General features: G+C 59.6%; 17 protein-coding genes. 9 read left to right on the top strand and 8 right to left on the bottom strand.

The window, feature by feature from the left end:
- Positions 1-51 precede the first annotated feature (51 nt).
- Positions 52-1,101 carry a Fe(3+) ABC transporter substrate-binding protein gene (locus ACQZ5K_RS00670; protein WP_035264601.1) on the bottom strand — a complete coding sequence of 350 codons (1,050 nt, stop codon included), beginning with the start codon at positions 1,099-1,101 and terminating at the stop codon, positions 52-54.
- A 173-nt stretch (positions 1,102-1,274) separates the two neighbouring features.
- Between ACQZ5K_RS00670 and rirA the strand changes: the two genes are divergently transcribed.
- The 7 genes from rirA (at position 1,275) to ACQZ5K_RS00635 (ending at position 7,543) form a co-directional block, all read left to right on the top strand.
- Positions 1,275-1,742, top strand: a complete 468-nt coding sequence (rirA, locus tag ACQZ5K_RS00665) for an iron-responsive transcriptional regulator RirA (protein WP_003524449.1) — start codon at positions 1,275-1,277, stop codon at positions 1,740-1,742.
- 172 nt (positions 1,743-1,914) lie between these two features.
- Positions 1,915-2,961: an AbrB family transcriptional regulator gene (locus tag ACQZ5K_RS00660; protein WP_448739388.1), complete on the top strand. Its 1,047-nt coding sequence runs from the start codon at positions 1,915-1,917 to the stop codon at positions 2,959-2,961.
- A gap of 141 nt (positions 2,962-3,102) precedes the next feature.
- On the top strand, positions 3,103-4,014 hold the full coding sequence (gene osmF, locus ACQZ5K_RS00655; protein ID WP_003524447.1) for a glycine betaine ABC transporter substrate-binding protein OsmF: 912 nt from the start codon (positions 3,103-3,105) through the stop codon (positions 4,012-4,014).
- Between the two features lie 93 nt (positions 4,015-4,107).
- Complete coding sequence (locus tag ACQZ5K_RS00650) at positions 4,108-5,274, top strand: ABC transporter permease (RefSeq protein ID WP_448739387.1); 1,167 nt, start codon at positions 4,108-4,110, stop codon at positions 5,272-5,274.
- Entirely contained in the window at positions 5,271-6,209 is a 939-nt protein-coding gene (locus ACQZ5K_RS00645; RefSeq protein ID WP_448739386.1) for an ABC transporter ATP-binding protein, read from the top strand. Before ACQZ5K_RS00650 ends, ACQZ5K_RS00645 begins: the two co-directional genes overlap by 4 nt.
- Positions 6,206-6,946 carry an ABC transporter permease gene (locus tag ACQZ5K_RS00640; protein WP_448739385.1) on the top strand — a complete coding sequence of 247 codons (741 nt, stop codon included), beginning with the start codon at positions 6,206-6,208 and terminating at the stop codon, positions 6,944-6,946. The genes ACQZ5K_RS00645 and ACQZ5K_RS00640 overlap by 4 nt, the downstream gene beginning before the upstream one ends.
- 108 nt (positions 6,947-7,054) lie before the next feature.
- A complete protein-coding gene (locus tag ACQZ5K_RS00635; RefSeq protein WP_448739608.1) occupies positions 7,055-7,543 on the top strand; it encodes a gluconokinase in 489 nt (162 codons plus the stop codon).
- Here ACQZ5K_RS00635 and ACQZ5K_RS00630 read toward each other — a convergent pair.
- The 7 genes from ACQZ5K_RS00630 to ACQZ5K_RS00600 all read right to left on the bottom strand — a co-directional run bounded on the left by ACQZ5K_RS00630 (position 7,540) and on the right by ACQZ5K_RS00600 (position 17,677).
- Entirely contained in the window at positions 7,540-8,841 is a 1,302-nt protein-coding gene (locus ACQZ5K_RS00630) for an NAD(P)/FAD-dependent oxidoreductase (RefSeq protein ID WP_448739384.1), read from the bottom strand. The two genes, ACQZ5K_RS00635 and ACQZ5K_RS00630, sit on opposite strands and share 4 nt — an antisense overlap.
- Before the next feature lies 1 nt (position 8,842).
- Entirely contained in the window at positions 8,843-10,204 is a 1,362-nt protein-coding gene (locus ACQZ5K_RS00625) for a glutamine synthetase family protein (protein WP_003524441.1), read from the bottom strand.
- A 253-nt stretch (positions 10,205-10,457) separates the two neighbouring features.
- Positions 10,458-11,705, bottom strand: coding sequence for an NAD(P)/FAD-dependent oxidoreductase (locus tag ACQZ5K_RS00620; protein WP_448739383.1), 1,248 nt, complete (start codon positions 11,703-11,705; stop codon positions 10,458-10,460).
- A 101-nt stretch (positions 11,706-11,806) separates the two neighbouring features.
- Positions 11,807-13,447 (bottom strand): ABC transporter ATP-binding protein, encoded by a 1,641-nt coding sequence (locus ACQZ5K_RS00615; RefSeq protein ID WP_448739382.1) that lies wholly within the window; start codon positions 13,445-13,447, stop codon positions 11,807-11,809.
- Positions 13,448-13,452: 5 nt separating this feature from the next.
- Entirely contained in the window at positions 13,453-14,598 is a 1,146-nt protein-coding gene (locus ACQZ5K_RS00610; RefSeq protein ID WP_448739381.1) for an ABC transporter permease, read from the bottom strand.
- The gene (locus tag ACQZ5K_RS00605) at positions 14,598-15,692 is read right to left on the bottom strand and encodes a microcin C ABC transporter permease YejB (protein ID WP_448739380.1); all 1,095 of its coding nucleotides are present in this window, start codon (positions 15,690-15,692) and stop codon (positions 14,598-14,600) included. Before ACQZ5K_RS00605 ends, ACQZ5K_RS00610 begins: the two co-directional genes overlap by 1 nt.
- A 140-nt stretch (positions 15,693-15,832) precedes the next feature.
- Positions 15,833-17,677: an extracellular solute-binding protein gene (locus tag ACQZ5K_RS00600; protein WP_448739379.1), complete on the bottom strand. Its 1,845-nt coding sequence runs from the start codon at positions 17,675-17,677 to the stop codon at positions 15,833-15,835.
- A 205-nt stretch (positions 17,678-17,882) separates the two neighbouring features.
- On the opposite strand from ACQZ5K_RS00600, the gene mepA reads away from it, so the two are divergent.
- Together mepA and ACQZ5K_RS00590 are read left to right on the top strand one after the other, a co-directional pair.
- Positions 17,883-18,932: a penicillin-insensitive murein endopeptidase gene (gene mepA / locus ACQZ5K_RS00595; RefSeq protein ID WP_448739378.1), complete on the top strand. Its 1,050-nt coding sequence runs from the start codon at positions 17,883-17,885 to the stop codon at positions 18,930-18,932.
- Between the two features lie 100 nt (positions 18,933-19,032).
- Entirely contained in the window at positions 19,033-19,416 is a 384-nt protein-coding gene (locus ACQZ5K_RS00590; protein ID WP_003524431.1) for a methylglyoxal synthase, read from the top strand.
- Positions 19,417-19,423: the final 7 nt, after the last annotated feature.

Raw genomic sequence — 19,423 nt, 5'->3', positions numbered from 1 at the left:
CAGCGGGGCTTTTTATTGGATTTCGGCTGGGCGGTAAGGGCTGCGCTGGGATCAGTTGGTCGGGCCGTCGTTGAAACCCACTTCATCCACCAGTTCGGACGCCTGCTTGCGATGGGCCGCTATGTCCGTCAGCGGCAGCTTATCCGGATTGATGGGGCCGAAGCCCTTCACGACATCGGATGGCTCCGCGCCGGGCAGCACCGGATATTCGAAGACCTGCTTGGCGTAGATTTCCTGCGCCTCGCGCGAGGCCAGGAATTCCATAAGCTTCAGCGCATTGTCTTTGTTGGGGGCGTATTTCGTCAGCGCCATGCCGGAAATATTCACATGTGTGCCGCGATCGCCCGCATTGGGAAAGATCACCCGCACCGATCCGGCCCATTCCTTTTCTTCCGGCTCGCGATCATTGGTCAGCATCAGGCCGACATAATAGGTGTTGCCGAGCGCGATATCGCATTCACCGGAAAAGATCGATTTCGCCTGGCTGCGGTCGGTTCCGTCAGGCTTGCGAGCAAGATTGTTCTTCAGGCCGGTCAGCCATGTGCGGGTATAATCGACGCCGTGATGGGCAATCATGGAGGCGATCAGCGCGATATTATAGGAATGCTGGCCGTCGCGAATGCAGATCTTGCCCTTCCATTTCGGATCGGCAAGCTCCTCATAGGTGATGTCCTTCTGGGTCACCCGCTCCTTCGACGCATAGACCACCCGGCCGCGCGTGGTGAGACCAAACCATTCGCCCTCGGGATCGCGCAGATTGGCGGGGATATCCTTTTCGATGACGGGATCGTTGAGGACCGGCTGGGTAACCTTGCCCTCCTTCGCCTCGACGAGACGGGCGATATCGACCGTCAGCAGCACATCGGCCGGCGAATTGACGCCCTCGGCCTGAATGCGTTCCACCAGCCCCTTATCGAGAAAAAGCACATTCGCTTCTATCCCGGTTTCCTTCGTGAAAGCATCGAGCAGCGGCTGGATCAATTCAGGCTGGCGATAGGAATAGACATTAACCTCTCCCTCTGCCAAAGCGACGGGCGCGGCGACAAGGATCGTCAGCCCTGAAAAAACGGCAGCGGAAAAGTATGATTTCAAGCTTGCCATTATGAATGCCTCCATTACATTCCGATTCTTGACTTGTTTGTTCATGAATCATCCGAACGGTCAACAAGGCTGTTCGAGAAATATCGGACGGGTGCCAGTTTTTTCAGTTTCTGGAATTGTTCTAAACTGAAAAAGAGACTATATAACTCCACATTGAGAGTTAGGAGACCAGCATGCGCTTGACCAAACAGACCAACTATGCCGTTCGCATGTTGATGTATTGCGCCGCCAATGAAGGCCATCTGAGCCGCATTCCTGAGATCGCCAGAGCCTATGGCGTTTCGGAGCTGTTCCTGTTCAAAATCCTGCAGCCGCTCAACAAGGCGGGCCTGGTGGAAACCGTGCGCGGTCGCAACGGCGGCGTGCGTCTTGGCAAACCCGCCGAAAAGATCAGCCTGTTCGACGTAGTGAAGGTGACTGAAGACAGCTTCGCCATGGCCGAATGCTTCGAGGACGGTGCTGTGGAATGTCCGCTTGTGGATAGCTGCGGCCTCAACTCGGCGCTTCGCAAGGCGCTCAATGCCTTTTTCGACGTTCTGGCGGAATATTCGATCGACGATCTCGTCAAGGCGCGGCCCCAGATCAACTTCCTGCTGGGCCTCGATACGGAAATGCCGAAGATCGCTGCCCCGGCGGCCTGATCATCCCGTTTCCCCCCGTCGGCAGTTGCCATAGCCCGTGTCCGTGAGGCCACGGGCTTTTCTTTTATAGAATACGCATGAAATGTAATATTTTTGATCCTGCGTGTTGACGTCGCGAATGGAAGCGGCGCATTTGGTCGCGAGCTTTTTCAAGCAACCAATCAGCGTCGCAATGATCATCAAGCCTGAATTCCATACATTTGCGCTCACCGCGCTCGTCGGCAGCATAGGGGCGCTACTCGCCAGCCTCATCGATATTCCGGCGCCTTTTCTTTCCGGCCCGGCGCTTGCCGTGACAATCACGGGGCTGGCCGGTGTAAGGCTTGGCGTTCCCGCCTTCATCCGCAATGCCTGTTTCGTCGTCGTCGGCATTTCCATGGGAACGAGCGTGACGCCCTCCGTGATCGACGCCGCCAAGACCTGGCCCGTGAGCTTCGTCGTTGTGCTCGTCGCTGTCGTTATCATGCTCTATGTCGCCTACTGGATCCTGCATTATGGCTTCGGTTACGACCGGACAACGGCGATGCTGGGCGCCTCTCCCGGTCATCTCAGCTATATCATCAGCCTCGGCGCCGAGACGAAAAGCGACCTTGCGACCGTCAGCATCGTGCAAAGCGTGCGGGTGCTGGCGCTGACGCTTTCCGTGCCGCTGATCGTCGAATATTTCGATCTCGTCAGCACGGAACCGCTTGTGGCCAACCCGCCAATGGGTCTGCTCACACTCGCGCTGACCATCGGCGCATCGCTTCTGACCGGCTGGCTTTTCCTGCGCTGGAAGTTTCCGGCCGCGCTGCTGCTTGGCGGCGTCGCCATTTCCATCGGCACCCACATTACCGGCCTTACCGAAGGCGGCGTTCCCACCTGGCTCAGCCTGCCCGTCTATGTGCTGATCGGCTGCCTTATCGGCACGCGCTTTTCGAATGTCTCACTGATGGACGTGCGGAAAGGCTTTCTGGCGGGCTTTGTCGTCACCATCGCCGTGATGCTGATTGCCGGAAGCATTGCCTGGATGATTTCCGGCGTGACCGGCGTTCCGCTCAATGCCGTCATGATCGCCTATTCGCCGGGCGGCCTGGAGACCATGGCGGCGATGGCGGTGATGATGCATGCAGATACCGCCTATGTCGGCTCCCACCACGTCATCAGGCTCCTGTTTCTTTCGGTTCTCATGCCGCTCGTCATGGGCAAGGATGCGCGCAAGCGCGACGGCGAAACCTGACCATCGGCGTGTGGCCGGAGCCATCGACGCGAAAACGCAGGTGGCATGCAACCATTTTTCCTCCCGGCCGTTTATATTCGGCCGCAATTGCGGCGGCGATCTTTCGCCTGTTCGGCAGGCTGACCCACCGGAGGAACACTCATGAACCGCTTGATGACGTTGACGGGCGCCGGACTTGCGCTTGCCCTTTCTGTTTCCATCGCTCAGGCGCAGGTGGTCGTGTCGTCGAAGATCGACACGGAAGGCGGTGTTCTCGGAAACATCATCCTCGCCGTCCTTAACCAGAACAAGATCGAAACGACGGATCGCATCCAGCTTGGCGCCACGCCGGTTGTGCGAAAAGCAATAACGGCCGGTGAGATCGACATCTATCCGGAATATACCGGCAACGCCGCGTTCTTTTTCTCCAAGGCGGACGATCCGCTCTGGAAAGATGCAGCCAAGGGCTATGAAGAAGCGAAAACGCTCGACTTCGACGCCAACAAGATCGTCTGGCTGACGCCATCGCCGGCAAACAACACCTGGGCCATTGCCCTGCGCAAGGATGTCGCCGACAAGAACAATCTGAAGACGCTTTCCGATTTCGGCAAATATGTTGCCGATGGCGGCGAAGTCGTCCTTGCTGCTTCTTCCGAATTCGTCAACTCCGCCGCTGCGCTCCCCGCATTTCAGACCACCTATGGCTTCACCATGAAACCTGACCAGCTGATCACGCTTTCCGGCGGCGACACCGCGGCCACCATCGCCGCCGCCGCCAACCAGACGAACAACGCCAATGCCGCCATGGTCTATGGCACGGATGGCGGCATCGCGCCCTCCGGTCTTGTGGTTCTGGAGGACGACAAACATGTGCAGCCGGTCTATCAGCCAGCGCCGATCATTCGCGAAGAGGTTCTGAAAAAGCACCCGAATATCGAAGAGCTGCTGAAACCGGTGTTCGAAAAACTCGATCTGGCAACGCTGCAGGATTTGAACGCCCGCGTTCAGGTGGGCGGCGAACAGGCCAAGACCGTGGCGCTCGACTTTCTGACAAAGAACGGCTTCGTCAAGTAACCGTTCGCGGCGCCGGAGGGGGTCGCGGGAACCGGTGCGTTCCCGTGGTTCCCTCCCAAATCATACACGGGCCAAAAGACAGGGGAGCAGGATTTGACGAAATGGCCTGACAAAGTGGGCGTGGTGATTTCGTACCTGCTTCTTTATGCGCTTTTTGCATCGCCTTTCATGACATTCCGTGCCAACCGGATCGTTCAGGGCGAGACACGGACGGTCTTCGAAGCTCTTCCGGGTTCGGCTGCAACTGTTCTCGTCACCATCGTTCTTCTTTCGGCCTTCATCGCGTTTTTCCGCTTTCCTACGCGATTGAAGCTGGCATTTGCGCTGGTCGGTCTTGCTGCACTGGCGGTTTTCGTCGGGAAGGCGGCTTCTTTCCTCATGCCGGAGGGTAACGGTTTTGCCCGAGTTTCACCTGCCAGCGGCTTCTGGCTGATATTTGCCGGGCTGGCTCTGCTCGCCACGGATTGCATTGCGCGTCTTGAGCCGAAGCCCACAGCCCGGATTTTGTTGCTGATTGCGGCCATCGCCGCGCTCGCGGCCGTGCTGACAAGCGGCCTCTGGAACGACCTCTCCATCATCAAGGAATATACCGGCCGGGCCGATACATTCTGGACAGAGGCTTTGCGGCATGTGGAACTTGCCATTGGCTCGCTGATCGCAGCGACCGTAGTGGGCATTCCCCTGGGGATACTCTGTTACAAGGTCGAGCGGTTGCGCGCAGGCGTACTGAACAGCCTCAACATCGTCCAGACCATTCCCTCCATCGCCCTTTTCGGCCTTTTGATCGCCCCGCTCGGGTGGATCGCGGCCACTGTGCCGGGTGCCGCGAAAATCGGCATCGCCGGCATCGGCATGGCGCCCGCTTTCGTGGCACTGTTTCTTTATTCGCTGCTGCCGGTGGTTTCCAACACGGTGGTCGGTCTTTCCGGCGTTTCGCAGGCGGTGCGGGAAGCGGCGCGCGGGCTTGGCATGACGCCGATGCAACGGCTGCTGCGGGTGGAATTTCCGCTGGCCATGCCGGTCATCCTCACCGGCATCCGCATCGTACTGGTGCAGAATATCGGCCTGGCGACGATTGCCGCCCTGATCGGCGGCGGCGGCTTTGGCGTTTTCGTATTTCAGGGCATCGGGCAGACGGCGATGGACCTCGTGCTACTCGGCACCGTGCCGACCGTTCTTCTCGGCTTTGCCGCCGCGATAACACTCGACGCCCTCATCGACAGCAATCTCTTCAGCGCAGGCGGAAGGCAAAAGGCATGATCGAAATCGACACCATTACGAAACGATATGGCGATGCAGCCGTCGTGGATCAGGTATCGCTGACTGTCGCGCCGCGCACCGTCACCGTCATCGTCGGCACGTCAGGATCGGGAAAAACCACCCTGCTGCGCATGATAAACCGGCTGGTGGAGCCGACCTCCGGCACGATCCGTATCGACGGTGAGGATGTCAGCGCGATACCCGGTTTCAAGCTTCGCCGCCAGATCGGCTACGCCATTCAGGGCCATGGCCTGTTTCCGCACCGGACGGTGGCCGAAAATATCGCGACCGTTCCGCAGCTGATCGGCTGGGATCGCAAGCGGATCGAGGCGAAGATCGACGCGCTGATGCATCTCTTCCAGCTCGATCCCGCGCTTTATGCCGACCGTTTCCCGCATGAACTCTCAGGCGGTCAGCAGCAGCGTGTCGGCGTGGCGCGTGCGCTCGCCGCCGAACCGAACATTCTCCTGATGGACGAACCCTTCGGCGCGCTGGACCCGGTGATTCGCGCCAAGGCCCAGAACGATCTTCTCGATATCCAGAAAAAGCTCGGCGTGACCGTCGTTCTCGTCACGCACGATATGGACGAGGCCTTTCATCTGGCGGACCGTATCGCCGTGATGGACAAGGGCCGCATCGTGCAGGACTGCCCGCCGGCCGAACTGGTGCTGAAACCGGCGACGGATTTCGTACGCACCATGATTGGCGAAAACGAACGGGCGCTGAAACTGCTGTCCGTTCTCTCCGTTGCCGATGTCGTGGAGCCGGGAAACGCAGAGGGCGAACCGCTCACCGAACATACGAGCCAGCGTGACGCCCTGTCGGCTATGTTATGGGCGGGCTGCGATGCCCTGCCGGTCGTCAGGGACGATGGGCAACCCGCCGGCCGGGTGCGGCGTGACGTTCTCCTCCAGCGTGCCGCCGGAGCCCCATGAAAAACGCCTTATCCTTCTTTACCCTCGGTTTCCTGACGCTGGCGCTGATCATCTTCCTTGCCGTGCCGCAGGTCTTCGCACCGGTGTTTCGCCCTCTCGTGCAGGCCAATGCGCCGGCAATCTACACGCAGGCCAATCTGTTTTCCCTCACGCTGTCGCATCTAACCATCGTGGCGATCGCCACGGGGCTGGCCACGCTCACGGCGGGAGCGCTTGCGGTTCTCGTCACCCGGCCATTCGGGGCGGATTTCCTGCCGCTGTCGCGCAGCATCGTCAATATCGGCCAGACCTTTCCGCCGGTAGCGGTGCTGGCGCTGGCCGTACCGATGATCGGTTTTGGCGAAAAACCAACGCTCATTGCCCTGTTTCTCTATGCGCTTTTGCCGGTATTCGAAAATACGCTGACGGGTCTTACGACCCTGCCCGCCACGGTGATGGATGCCGCGAGAGGCAGTGGCATGACCGGCTGGCAACGTCTTGTCAAAGTGGAGTTGCCGCTTGCCCTTCCAGCCATTCTCGCCGGCATCCGGCTTTCGGCGGTCATCAGCCTTTCGACCGCGACCATCGGCTCGACCGTCGCGGCGCGTACCCTCGGCGAAGTGATCATTGCCGGCCTGCAATCCAACAATCTCGCCTTCATTCTTCAGGGCGGGCTGATTGTTGCGGCGCTGGCGATCCTGATTCACGCTGCCTTTTCCGCCCTGGAGAAGAGTGCGGCGCGCAAAACCGCGCACTGACACAGGCAAGCCCCGCATTTTTATATTCCCGATACCTGCCGCACATGGTAGGGGCTGACCGTCGAAACAGAAACATTCGAGGTTCGAGTGACACAGGCAATTGTCGTGATGGGAGTGAGCGGCTCCGGCAAGTCCACGGTCGCGGAAGCAGTGGCGGAAAAACTGGGCGTTGCTTTCATAGAGGGCGACAAGCTTCACCCGAAATCCAATGTCGATAAAATGTCCGAAGGTATTCCGCTGACGGACGAAGACCGCTGGCCCTGGCTCGACCTGATCGGCGCGGAACTGCGCAAGGGCAGCGAAAGCAACGGTGTCGTCGTTTCCTGCTCGGCGCTCAAGAAAATCTATCGCGACCGCCTTCGCAAGGCCGCCGGCGGCCCGCTGGCTTTCGTCTATCTGGATGGCAGCCTGGAGCTTCTCAGCCGGCGCATGGGCGAGCGCAAGGGCCATTTCATGCCGCTTTCGTTACTTCAGACCCAGCTTGCCACGCTGGAAGTGCCGACGGGCGAACCGGGCGTCGTGACCGTCAGCATCGATGCCACACCGGAGGATATTGCGAATAACGCACTTTCCGGTTTGAAGACGGTGACGTTCTAAAATCCGAGCCTGTCGCGCAGGCCGTACCACCACGCGCCAAGCAGGGTCAGCGGCACCCGGAAGGTCTTGCCGCCGGGGAACGGATAGTTCGGCAGCGAACTCCAGATATCGAAACGTTCGGCGTGGCCGGCAACGGCTTCGCCCAGTATCTTGCCGAGCAGATGAGTTGTCGTAACCCCATGGCCGCTGTCGCCATGCGAGAAATAGATATTGTCCGACAGCCTGCCCATATGCGGAATACGCGTCAGGGTCAGCGCGAAATTTCCGCTCCAGGCAAAGTCGATTTTCGTTTTTTCCAGTTGCGGGAAGGTTTTGAGCATGTTCGGGCGGATCACGCCCGTCAGATCGGCCGGATCGCTGCCGCCATAACCGATGCCGCCCCCATAGAGCAGGCGATTGTCCGAGGTCCGGCGATAATAATCGAGAATGTAGTTGGCATCCTCGACACAATAATCGGCAGGCAGAAGAGCCTCGATCAGATCGGCATCGAGCGGCTCCGTCGCCATGACCTGGCTTGAGACCGGCATCATCCGGTCGCCGATTTCCGGCAAGAGTTTGCCGAGATAGGCGTTGCCGCAGACGAGGACATATTTCGTCTTGACGCTGCCTGTTGCCGTGCGCACCACGGGGTTTGCGCCCTGCTCTACCGCAATGACCCGCGAATTTTCGAATATGCGAGCACCGAGGCTTTCGGCCGCCGCCGCTTCGCCCTGCACCAGATTGAGCGGGTGGATATGCCCGCCGAAGCGGTCGATCATGCCGCCGGCATATCGATCGGTCTTCACATAGTGGCCGACATCCGCCTTCGAGACCATTTCGAGCCCGCCATGGCCGTGTTTCTCCCAATGGGCCTTATGGGCCTCCATCTCGCGGATCTGTTTCGGCGTGAAGGCGGCGAAGAAACCCCCATCGACGAGATCGCAATCGATGGCGTATTTGGCGATGCGGTTGCGGATGATCGCGCCGCCTTCAAGCGACATTTCGCCGAGTTTCACCGCCTTGTCATGCCCATAACGGCCAGCAATGGTTTCGAGATCGCGGCTATAGCCGTTGACGATCTGGCCGCCATTGCGGCCCGAAGCGCCGAAGCCGACGCGGACGCCTTCCAGAACGATGACGGAATAGCCGCGTTCACTGAGTTCCAGCGCGGCGGAAATGCCAGTGAAGCCACCGCCGATGATGCAGACATCGGCGTCCAGCGCGCCTTCGAGTGTCGGCCGCACGGTTTTGACATTGGCGGAGGCCGCATACCATGACGATGTGTGGCCGGGATTGGGAATATTCGTTACCTCAGCCATTTCACACCGTCCTGATATAGGCGTCATATTCGACGTCGGTTACACGCAGGGAAAATTCGGAAAGCTCCTGCTGTTTGCAGGCGGAAAACAGCGTGCGGTACTTCTGGCCAAGCGTTGCATAGGCAAAGCTCGACCGCGTGAAGCGCTGCAACGCATAGTCCCAGTTGGTGGGCAGCGGCTCGTGATTGATCGCGTGGCTGTCGCCGGCAATCGCGCCGCCAGGCTGGCGCTTCTCCTTCATGCCGGCAAGCGCAGCGCTCAGGATCATCGCAACGACCAGATAGGGATTGGTGTCGGCGCCCGCGACTCGATGTTCGATACGCGTCGCCGCCTTGCTGGCAACGATGACACGCACAGCTGCGGAGCGGTTGTCGATGCCCCAGGAGGCGTAGGTCGGTGCGTGTTCGCTGGGTGTCAGGCGGCGATAGGAATTGGCATGGGGGGCGAAGATCGCCATGCTTTCACCCATGTTTTCCAAGAGGCCGCCGACCGAATGCATCAAGGCATCCGATGGACCGTCCTCTCCGGCGTAGATGTTCCTGCCATCCCTGTCGAGAACGGAAAAATGCACGTGCATGCCATTGCCGGCCTGCAACCCATAAGGCTTGGCCATGAAGGTGGCGTCGAGATCATGCCGCCGCGCCACGCCCTTGACGATGCGTTTCAGGAAGACGGCGAAATCGGCCGCCTGCAATGCATCCGGCACATGGTTGAGATTGATCTCATATTGTCCGGGACCATTTTCCCGCAGCGTCGTGTCGGCAAGCACGCCCTGTGCGCGGCAGGCCGTGGCAATATCATGGAAGACGTCCTCGAAATCCTGCAGTTCGGAAATCGACAAAACCTGTGTCTGGCCCGTATGCCACCGACCCTCGCGGCTGTGCGGCGGACGAACGGGATCAAGCGCGGAGCGAACGGGATCGATCAGGTAAAACTCGAGTTCGGTGGCCACGACCGGCGTGAGGCCGGCCTTTTTATAGGCGCCCAGAACCTGCGCCAGCACATGGCGCGGATCGCCATAAAAGCCGGTTCCATCCGGATTTTTCATTGCCAGGAGAACCTGTGCCGTCGGGCGACCAAGCCATGTCACCCGCGACAGTGTGCCTGGAACGGGGAAACAAAACCCGTCCGGATCGCCTGTGCCTTCCGCAAGACCTGCGGCATGCACATCCCGGCCCCAGATATCCAGCGCATAGACCGACCGGGGAATGGCCATTCCCTTTTCAAGAACGTCGATTGCCCGTTCGCGCGGAATCCATTTGCCGCGCGGCACGCCGTTCGCATCTATGACGAAAGCTTCGAGAATTTCGATATCGGGATTATCGGCGAAAAATTTCTTTGCGTTTTCAATATCATCCATCATGCACCAGCAAGCCGTTTCCATCTCGTTCCATGCGCAGCGAGTTGCGCTAACGAAAGTCGTCCTGCTGCTGATAGATGAGAAACCTCGCCACCATGATGACGTTTTGCCCCTTTTCCCTTTAGATCATTACATGATCTAAATTATATAGTTAGAACGGGATTTCAGGCGAAAACCGCTTACACTTTTCGCCATCCCGCTCCAGCATGCGACCATGTTACGTGGCCTGTCCCCGGAAGGCCAGCGGATTTAGCTATCAGGGATTGAACCTTTCCGGGCGATAGGCGTCGATGGCGATAACCGGCGTTTCGCCAAGCATGGTTTCCGCCAGCACACGGCCGGTGATCGGCCCAAGTGTAAGGCCATGGTGGGCGTGGCCGAAAGCAAACCACAATGTTTTATGGCGCGGCGCTTTGCCGATGATAGGCATCATATCCGGCGTGCAGGGCCTCGCACCCATCCACGGTTCCGCATCCAGCCGGCCGCCGAGAGGAAAGACGGTGCGCGCCACCCGCTCCGCCCGCTCGATCTGCACGGGAGATTTCGGTGCATCGCGTTCGGCAAATTCCGCGCCCGTCGTCAGGCGGATGCCCTTTCGCATCGGCGCGAGGAAATAACCGCGCTCGGCGTCGATCAGCCAGTTATTGAGCTTCGTGCCCTCCTGCGGCGCATAATGCATGTGGTAACCGCGTTTCACGCCAAGTGGAAAGCGATAACCCAGCCGTTCCGTGACGGTGTCCGCCCAGGGGCCAAGTGCCACGACGGCATGTTCGGCCTCGACCGCGCCGGTTTCGGTGCGCACCGTCCACCCGCTCACCGTCTGGCTGAGGGTGGAGGCATCGCCCCTGACGAAGCTTCCGCCGAGGCTCTCGAACAGCCGGACATAAGCGAGCGTCAGTGCATGAGGATCGCGCACCGACCAGGGATCGTTCCATTTCAGGCCGCCGACGAAATCATGGCTCAGATGCGGTTCGGCTGCGGCAAGCTCCTTGGCGTCGAGTTTCGTATGGGAAATACCGTGGTCGCGCGCCAGACGCTCGGCGAAAGCAAAATCGGCATCCCGCCTCGCGGCGGTCCTGTAGGCCTCCATCCAGCCGTTCTTGACGATCAGATCACCGGCTTTCGCCTCCTCGATCAGGATATTGTGCTCCGAAACCGAATGCTCGATCAGCGGCGCATAGGCGCGGGCAATTGCCGCGTGGCGCGAGGCTGCGGAATTGTACCAGTAACGGCCGAGAAAAGGCGCGATCTTCGGCAGGGCGGAGAGATGATAGCGGGCATCGATGCTGTTGTTCAGGGAATAGCGCAGCAACAGGGCGAGATCCTGCGGGAAGGCATAAGGCACGACGCCTTCTCTCTGGATCAGCCCGGCATTGCCGAACGAGGTCTCCTCACCCGGTCCGCGCCGGTCGACCAGTACCACCGACTTACCCCTGCGGGCCAGTTGCAGGGCGATGGAGACCCCGATGATCCCTGCCCCCAAAACGATCACATCCGCTGCCATGGCAATCAATCCGTTTCCGCGTCACATGCCCCTCAACATGGGTCGGCATTTTCCGCGAAGCAACAGAAAAATCATTACCTTAACAGAAACAGCAATGCCGCCTACTGGCTTATCGCCTTCGTTTTCATCGCCTCGATGTCGAAGGCGGCCGCCAGCAGCGCCTTGGTATAGTCCTGCTGCGGGTCAGCGAAGATTTCCGCCGCCGGGCCGCTCTCCACCACCTTGCCATGGCGCATGACGATCAGGTCGTTAGCGAGCGCCTTCACCACCTTCAGATCGTGGCTGATGAAGAGATAGGCGAGTTCGTGCTTCGCCTGCAGATCGCGCAGGAGATCGACCACCTGCGCCTGCACGCTCATGTCAAGCGCGGAGGTCGGCTCATCCAGCATGACGAAACGCGGTTTCAGCACCATGGCGCGGGCAATGGCGATGCGCTGGCGCTGGCCGCCAGAAAATTCATGCGGATACCGCCAGCGGGTGGCCGGGTCGAGACCGACCTCTTCCAGCGCGGTGGCGACACGCGTATCGCGCTCGTCGGCAGACAGAGACCGCTCATGCACCTTCAGGCCTTCGGCGACGATCTCGCCGACCGACATGCGCGGGCTGAGCGACCCATAAGGATCCTGAAACACCACCTGCAGCCGGTTTCTGAGCGGCTTCATCATTTCATAGGAATAGTGGTCGATCGACTGGCCGATGAAGCTGATACGCCCTTCAGACGCAATCAACCGCGAGAGGGCCAGACCGAGCGTGGTCTTGCCGGAGCCGGATTCGCCCACCACGCCCACAGTCTGGCCGGCGCGAAGGGTGATATCGATGCCGTCCACCGCCTTCACATGGTCGACCACCCGGCGCATCAGTCCCGCCTTGATGGGGAACCAGACCTTGATATCGTCGCCCTGCATGACCACGGGTTTGCTGGCGTCGGAATGCGGCGGCTCGCCCTTCGGCTCTGCCGCCAGAAGATGGCGCGTATAAGCGTGCTGCGGATCGGTAAAGACCTGCTCCACAGTGCCGGTCTCGACAATCTTGCCCTTGGTCATGACGCAGACGCGATCGGCAAATTTGCGAACGATGCCGAGGTCGTGGGTGATGAACAGCATGGACATGCCGTGCTGCCTTTTCAGATCGCCGAGCAGCTCGAGAATCTGGGCCTGAACCGTCACGTCGAGCGCCGTCGTCGGTTCGTCGGCGATCAGCAGTTTCGGCCGGTTGGCGAGCGCCATGGCAATCATCACGCGCTGCCGCTGGCCGCCGGACAATTCGTGCGGATAAGCCTTCAGGCGCCTTTCCGGTTCTCGGATACCCACCTGCAGCAAAAGTTCCAGCGTGCGCGCCCGCGCCTGCGCCCCGGTGATTGCCTGATGCAGCTCCAGAATCTCACCGATCTGCCGCTCGATGGTGTGGAGCGGGTTGAGCGAGGTCATCGGCTCTTGGAAAATCATGGTGACGTCGTTGCCTCGGACCGCACGCAGGGAGCGTTCCGGCAAAGTCAGCATATCCTTGCCATCGAACAGGATTTTTCCCGAAGGATGGCTTGCCGCCGGATAGGGCAGCAATTTGAGAATGGAGTTCGCCGTCACGGACTTGCCGGAACCGGACTCGCCGACGAGGGCGACGACCTCGCCCGGCATCAGATCGAAGGAGACGTGGTCGACAGCGATGCTCGTCGCACCGCCCTGATGAAAGGCGACGGAGAGATCACGGACGGAGAGAAGCGGTTGGGTCTTTGTTTCCGTCATGGCGATCACCGGAACGTCTTGCGTGGATCGAAGGCGTCGCGCACCGCTTCACCGACGAAAATCAACAGTGAGAGCATGATGGACATGGTGAAAAACGCAGTGAGGCCAAGCCAGGGGGCCTGAAGATTGTTCTTGCCCTGCGCGATCATCTCGCCCAGCGACGGCGATCCCGGCGGCATGCCGAAGCCGAGAAAATCGAGCGAGGTGAGCGTCGTGATCGATCCGGAGAGAATGAAGGGCAGGAAGGTCAGCGTCGCCACCATGGCGTTGGGCAGAAGGTGGCGGAACATGATCGTCCAGTTGCCGACGCCAAGGGCGCGGGCGGCGCGGACATATTCGAAGTTTCTGGCCCGCAGGAATTCGGCGCGGACAATGCCGACGAAGCCAACCCATGAAAAAAGCAGCATGATGCCGAGCAGCACGAAGAAGCCCGGCGGCAGGATGGCCGCGATGATGAGCAGGATATAAAGCACCGGCATGGACGACCAGATTTCGATGAAACGCTGCAACAGCAGGTCCGCCCAGCCACCGAAATAACCCTGGATCGCGCCGGCGGTAACGCCGACAAGGGCCGACGCAATGGTCAGCGTTAGGCCGAAAAGTACGGAAATGCGGAAACCGTAGATCATCCGCGCCGTGACATCGCGCGCCTGATTGTCGGTTCCGAGCCAGTTGAGATTGCCAAGCGTGCAGCCGGGATCGGCATTGCCCTGCGGGTAGGCCGAGCAGCGATCCTTTTTATCCATCAGCCAGAAGGGCGCGGTGGGCGCCGAATGGGGAATATTGGAATTGACCGTCTGATAGGAGTAGCGGATCGGCGGCCAGATCATCCAGCCATTGGCGTTGATCTCATCCTGAATGAAGGAGGATTTGTAGTCGGTCTGGGCCAGGAAGCCGCCGAATTTTTCCTCCGGATAGTCGACCATGACCGGCACCAGTAACTCGCCCTTGTAGGAAGCGAGAATGGGTTTGTCATTGGCAATGAATTCCGCAATCAGGCTCAGGAAAAACAGGAGCAGGAACAGCCAGAAGGACCAGTAACCGCGCCGGTTTGCCTTGAAATTCTGCCAGCGGCGCTTGGTCGTGGGCGAAAACCACGGGCGCTTCGGTTTTACCGGCGTTTCCGTTTCGGCGGTATGGGTAAGCGTCATCACACGTCCCTCCGCTCGAAATCGATGCGCGGATCGATCCATGTATAGATCAGGTCGGAAATCAGGCCGACGACGAGACCCATCAGCGAGAAGATGAAGAGCGTGCCGAAGACGATCGGGTAATCGCGATTGACGACCGAGAGATAACCGAGGCGGCCGAGGCCATCGAGCGAGAAGATATTCTCGATCAGCAGCGAGCCGGTGAAGAAGGCCGAGATGAAGGCGCCCGGAAAACCGGCGATCACGATCAGCATCGCGTTGCGGAAGACATGACCATAAAGAACCCTGCGCTCGGTGAGGCCCTTGGCGCGGGCGGTGATGACATATTGCTTCTTGATCTCGTCGATGAAGGAATTCTTGGTCAGAAGCGTCGTCGTCGCGAAGGCCGAGAGTGACAGTGCGATGAGCGGCAGGGTCAGGTGCCAGAAGTAGTCGATGATCTTCTGCCACCAGTTCAGCTGATCAAAATTATCCGACACCAGACCGCGCAGCGGGAACCAGTCGAAGAAGGACCCGCCGGCGAAGAGGACGATGAGCAGAATGCCGAAAAGGAAGCTCGGCACGGCATAACCGATGATGATGATGCCGGAGGTCCAGACGTCGAAGGTCGAGCCGTCGGACACGGCCTTCTTGATGCCGAGCGGAATGGAGATGGTGTAGGAAATGATCAGTATCCAGAAGCCGAGCGACGCGGACACCGGCAGCTTGTCGATGATGAGATCGATCACCGAGGAATTGCGGAAGAAACTGTCGCCGAAATCGAACCGGATATAATTCCACATCATCTCGAGAAAACGGGTGAGCGGCGGCTTGTCGAAGCCGAACTGTTTTTCGAGCTTCGCGATCAGTTCCGGATCGAGACCCTGCGCACCGCGATATTTCGAACCGCTGTCATCGAAACCGCCGGACTGGCCCATGAGATCGCCGCCGCCCGAAAGCCGGTCGGAGGCGCTGTCGCCCTGCCCGGTCAATTGCGCGACGACCTGTTCCACCGGCCCGCCCGGCGCGAACTGGATGACGAGAAACGAAATGCCCATAATGCCGATGATGGTCGGGATCATCAGCGCCAGACGTCTGAGGATATAGGCGCCCATCAGCCTCTGCTCCCGGCCGGTACGTCAGCGGTTTTCGTTTCTGTCAAACCCGGTCCTTTCCTGAAAGCGCCTGCCTGCGCTTTAAGCGATTCGTCTCGCCCTATGTGAATCAAGCCTTCGCCACGAAAGCAAGGCCGGCGTCAGTTTCCGGCTTGGCTGGACCACCATGCATCGGGAAAACCGACACCATATTGGGGCAGGTTTTCCGGACGGATAAGCGTGTTCCAGTAGGCGATGAACATCTCACCGCGATAGAATTGCGGGATGACATAGCTGTTCGCCAAAAGCACCCGGTCGAGAGCGCGTGCGGCGGCCACCTGTTCATCCCGGTTGGGCGCAAATATGACCTTCCTGACCAACGCATCGACGGCCGGGTTCTTGATGCCGGCAATATTATTGGACCCTTGCCGGTCGGCGGCGGCCGAGCCCCAGAAATCCGCCTGTTCGTTCCCGGGGTTCGCCGAGGTCGCCCAGAGCTTGACGATCACGTCATAATCGAAGCTGCGGGTGCGGTTGGTATATTGCGAGGCGTCGACGGTACGGATCGTCGCGTTGATGCCAATCTTCTTCAGGTTCTGGACATAGGGAAGGATGGTTCTTTCCATGCCGGCGGAATCGATCAGAAACTCCATATCGAGCGGCTGTCCGGTTTTGGCATTGACCATGCGGTTGCCGCGCAGCTCGTAACCGGCTTCCTTCATCAGCTTGACCGCCTCGCGCAGATTGTCACGCTGCTTGGTGGGGTCGCCTGCCACGGGGTTGCGATATTCTGTCGTGAAGACCTCCGGCGGAACCTGATCCTTCAGTTCCTGAAGGATTTCCAGCTCGCGACCGGTCGGTAGGCCGGAAGAGGCCAGCTCGCTGCCCATGAAGAAGCTGTTGATGCGCTGGAACTGGCCGTAAGCCAGCGTGCGGTTCAGCTCCTCGAAATCGAAAGCATAATTGAGCGCCTTGCGCAGTTTCGGGTTCTGGAACTTCTCCCTGCGCATGTTCGGCACGAAGGCCTGCATGATACCGACGGAACGATAGATATTCGGCAGTTCTTCCTTCTTGACGCGGCCTTCCTTGACGGCCGGAAAATCATAGCCCGTGACCCAGCGGCTGGAGGAGGCTTCCTGGCGGAAATCCACGGTGCCGGACTTGAAGGCCTGGAATTCGACATCCTGATCGGCGAAGAAGGTGTAGGCGATGGTTTTGAAATTGTTCATCCCCACATTCACATTGACGTCCTTGCCCCAGTAGTCGTCGCGGCGTTCGTAAGCGATTGTCGAGCCGGGAGAGACTGAGGCAATCTTGTAGGGGCCGGAACCCATGACTGGTTCCAGCGTGCCGCGCGATATGTCGCGCGGCTTGCCATCCGGGCCGGCTGCCTCCCACCAGTGCTTGGGAACGATCAGCAATTGCCCGACAATCTGCGGCAATTCGCGATTGTTCTTTTCATCGAAAGTGAAGGTGACATCCCTTTCGCCGCTCACCTCCGCCTTGGTGACATGGGTGTAATAGGTCGCTAGCTGCGGGCTCAAATCCTTGGCTTTTTCGAAGCTGAAGACGACATCCTCCGGCGTCACCGGCTTGCCATCGGCCCATTTCGCCTCGGCGCGCAGCCGGAAGGTGGCTTTCGAAATATCGTCCGGGTAGCTCACGCCCTCGGCCAGAAGACCGTAGGAGGCCGACAGCTCCTCTTCCGTCGATTTCATCAACGTATCGAAAACCAGCGAAAGGCCGGTCGCCGCCTCGCCCTTGGCGAGCAGCGGATTGAGGGTATCGAAGGTGCCCGCCGTCGACAGGCGAAGGGTGCCGCCTTTCGGCGCCTTTGTATTCACATAGTCGAAATGATCGAAGCCATCGGGATGTTTCAGTTCCCCGACCGTCGAAATCCCCTTTCGCCACACATCGGCCGATTGTGCGAAGGCCGCCGCCGGTATCAGCAGGGCGGATGCCGCAAGAGCAATGAGGAGACGGGATTTCAGTGGTGCCAATATCATCGGGGGAATGTCCCTGTTTTCGCGTTTGTTGAAGAGAGCATAAAACAAAGATTGGCAAAAAACAGATGCGCTGGCTCACAAGCTCTTTATCCGCGCCTTTATCCTCCCGCTTTGCAACATGCGGGGCGAAACATGGTTTCAACAAAATCGCGTTCCAGTTTATCTTGAGGGGAAGAGAATCATCTGATCGGACGGGCACGACTATATGACGGCGGGATCATCGAGAGTTTTCAAGGCGGCCATGCTGGCGATTTCGGTCGTCTCCGCGCTGCAGTTGCAGATGGAAACCGCATCGGCCGAGGACAGGCCCGCGAAAGAAGTGTTCGGCCACATGGTGCTGCCTTCCGCCATGGGCTCGCAGCCGATCGGCTCCTATGCCAAGGGCTGCCAGTCCGGCGCCATCGCCATGCCGACGGACGGTCCCGGCTGGCAGGCCATGCGCCTTTCCCGCAACCGGCGCTGGGGCCAGCCGCAAATGATTTCCTTCCTCGAGCAATTTTCGCAGGATGCCCAGAAGATCGGCTGGCCGGGCCTGCTGCTGGGCGATATTTCCCAGCCGCGCGGCGGGCCGATGCTGACCGGCCATGCGTCGCACCAGATCGGCCTCGATGTGGACATATGGTGGCGACCGATGCCGAGCCCACGGCTGAGCGTGGAGCAGCGCGAAACGGTGCCTTTCATCTCCATGCTGGACAAGAGCAAGTTCCTGACGGTCGATGACCGCAAGTGGTCACCGCTCAATGCCCGGCTGGTGATGATGGCAGCAAGCTACCCGCAGGTGGAGCGTGTCTTCGTCAACCCGGCCATCAAGCAGAAACTCTGCCAGACATGGACCGGCGACCGCACCTTCATGGGCAAGATCAGGCCAATCTACGGCCATGACGAGCATTTCCACATCCGTCTCGAATGCCCGCCCGGCGCGCCCAACTGCAAACCGCAGGCGGCCGTGGGCAAGGGCGACGGCTGCGACAAGTCGCTTGCCTGGTGGTTCAGCAAGGAACCATGGGCGCCGCCGAAAAAGGACCCCAATGCCAAGCCGGTGAAACCGCGCCCGGTCATGGTTTCCGATCTGCCCTCGGCCTGCGCCGCCGTGGCTGCCGCCCCTTCCGCCAATCCCGAGGGACTTGCAGCTCAGGCCTATTCGCCTGCTCCGGCAACGCGCCAGCAAAACGTGGAACAGGTCATTCAGGCAGCCCCCGCCCTGCAGCCGCCTTCGGATATTCCGCTTCCCACCCAGCGCCCGACATTGAACTGAAACAGAAATGGGGCATTCAACAGCTTCCCTTTTCAAATGGCGGCAAGCTGTTATAGAAGGCTTCAAATCGATTTAATTCTTGATGGAACGGGCTGGGACCATGGAAGGACAACGCTGTATCGCGCTCATCGCTCACGACGAGAAAAAGGACGATATGGCGGATTTCGCCCGTCATCACCAGAAAGCGCTTGCCGGTTTCAGGATCGTCGCCACCGGCACCACCGGCGGACGGGTACAGGAAGCCTGTCCGGGTCTTGAAGTCATTCGCCTCAAAAGCGGACCTCTCGGCGGCGACCAGCAGATCGGCGCGATGATCGCCACCGGCGAGGTGGATATGCTGATCTTCTTCACAGACCCGCTGACGGCCATGCCGCATGATGTTGATGTGAAGGCGCTGACCCGGCTTGCTACGGTTTACGATATTCCCATGGCGCTCAACCGCGCCACCGCAGAAAATCTCATCGACTTCCACGTCGCCAACTGAACCTCCC

Source organism: Agrobacterium sp. 22-226-1, from assembly GCF_053522345.1.
Note: the sequence above shows the minus strand (reverse complement) of the source record. Positions and strands in the feature narration are given on the sequence as shown.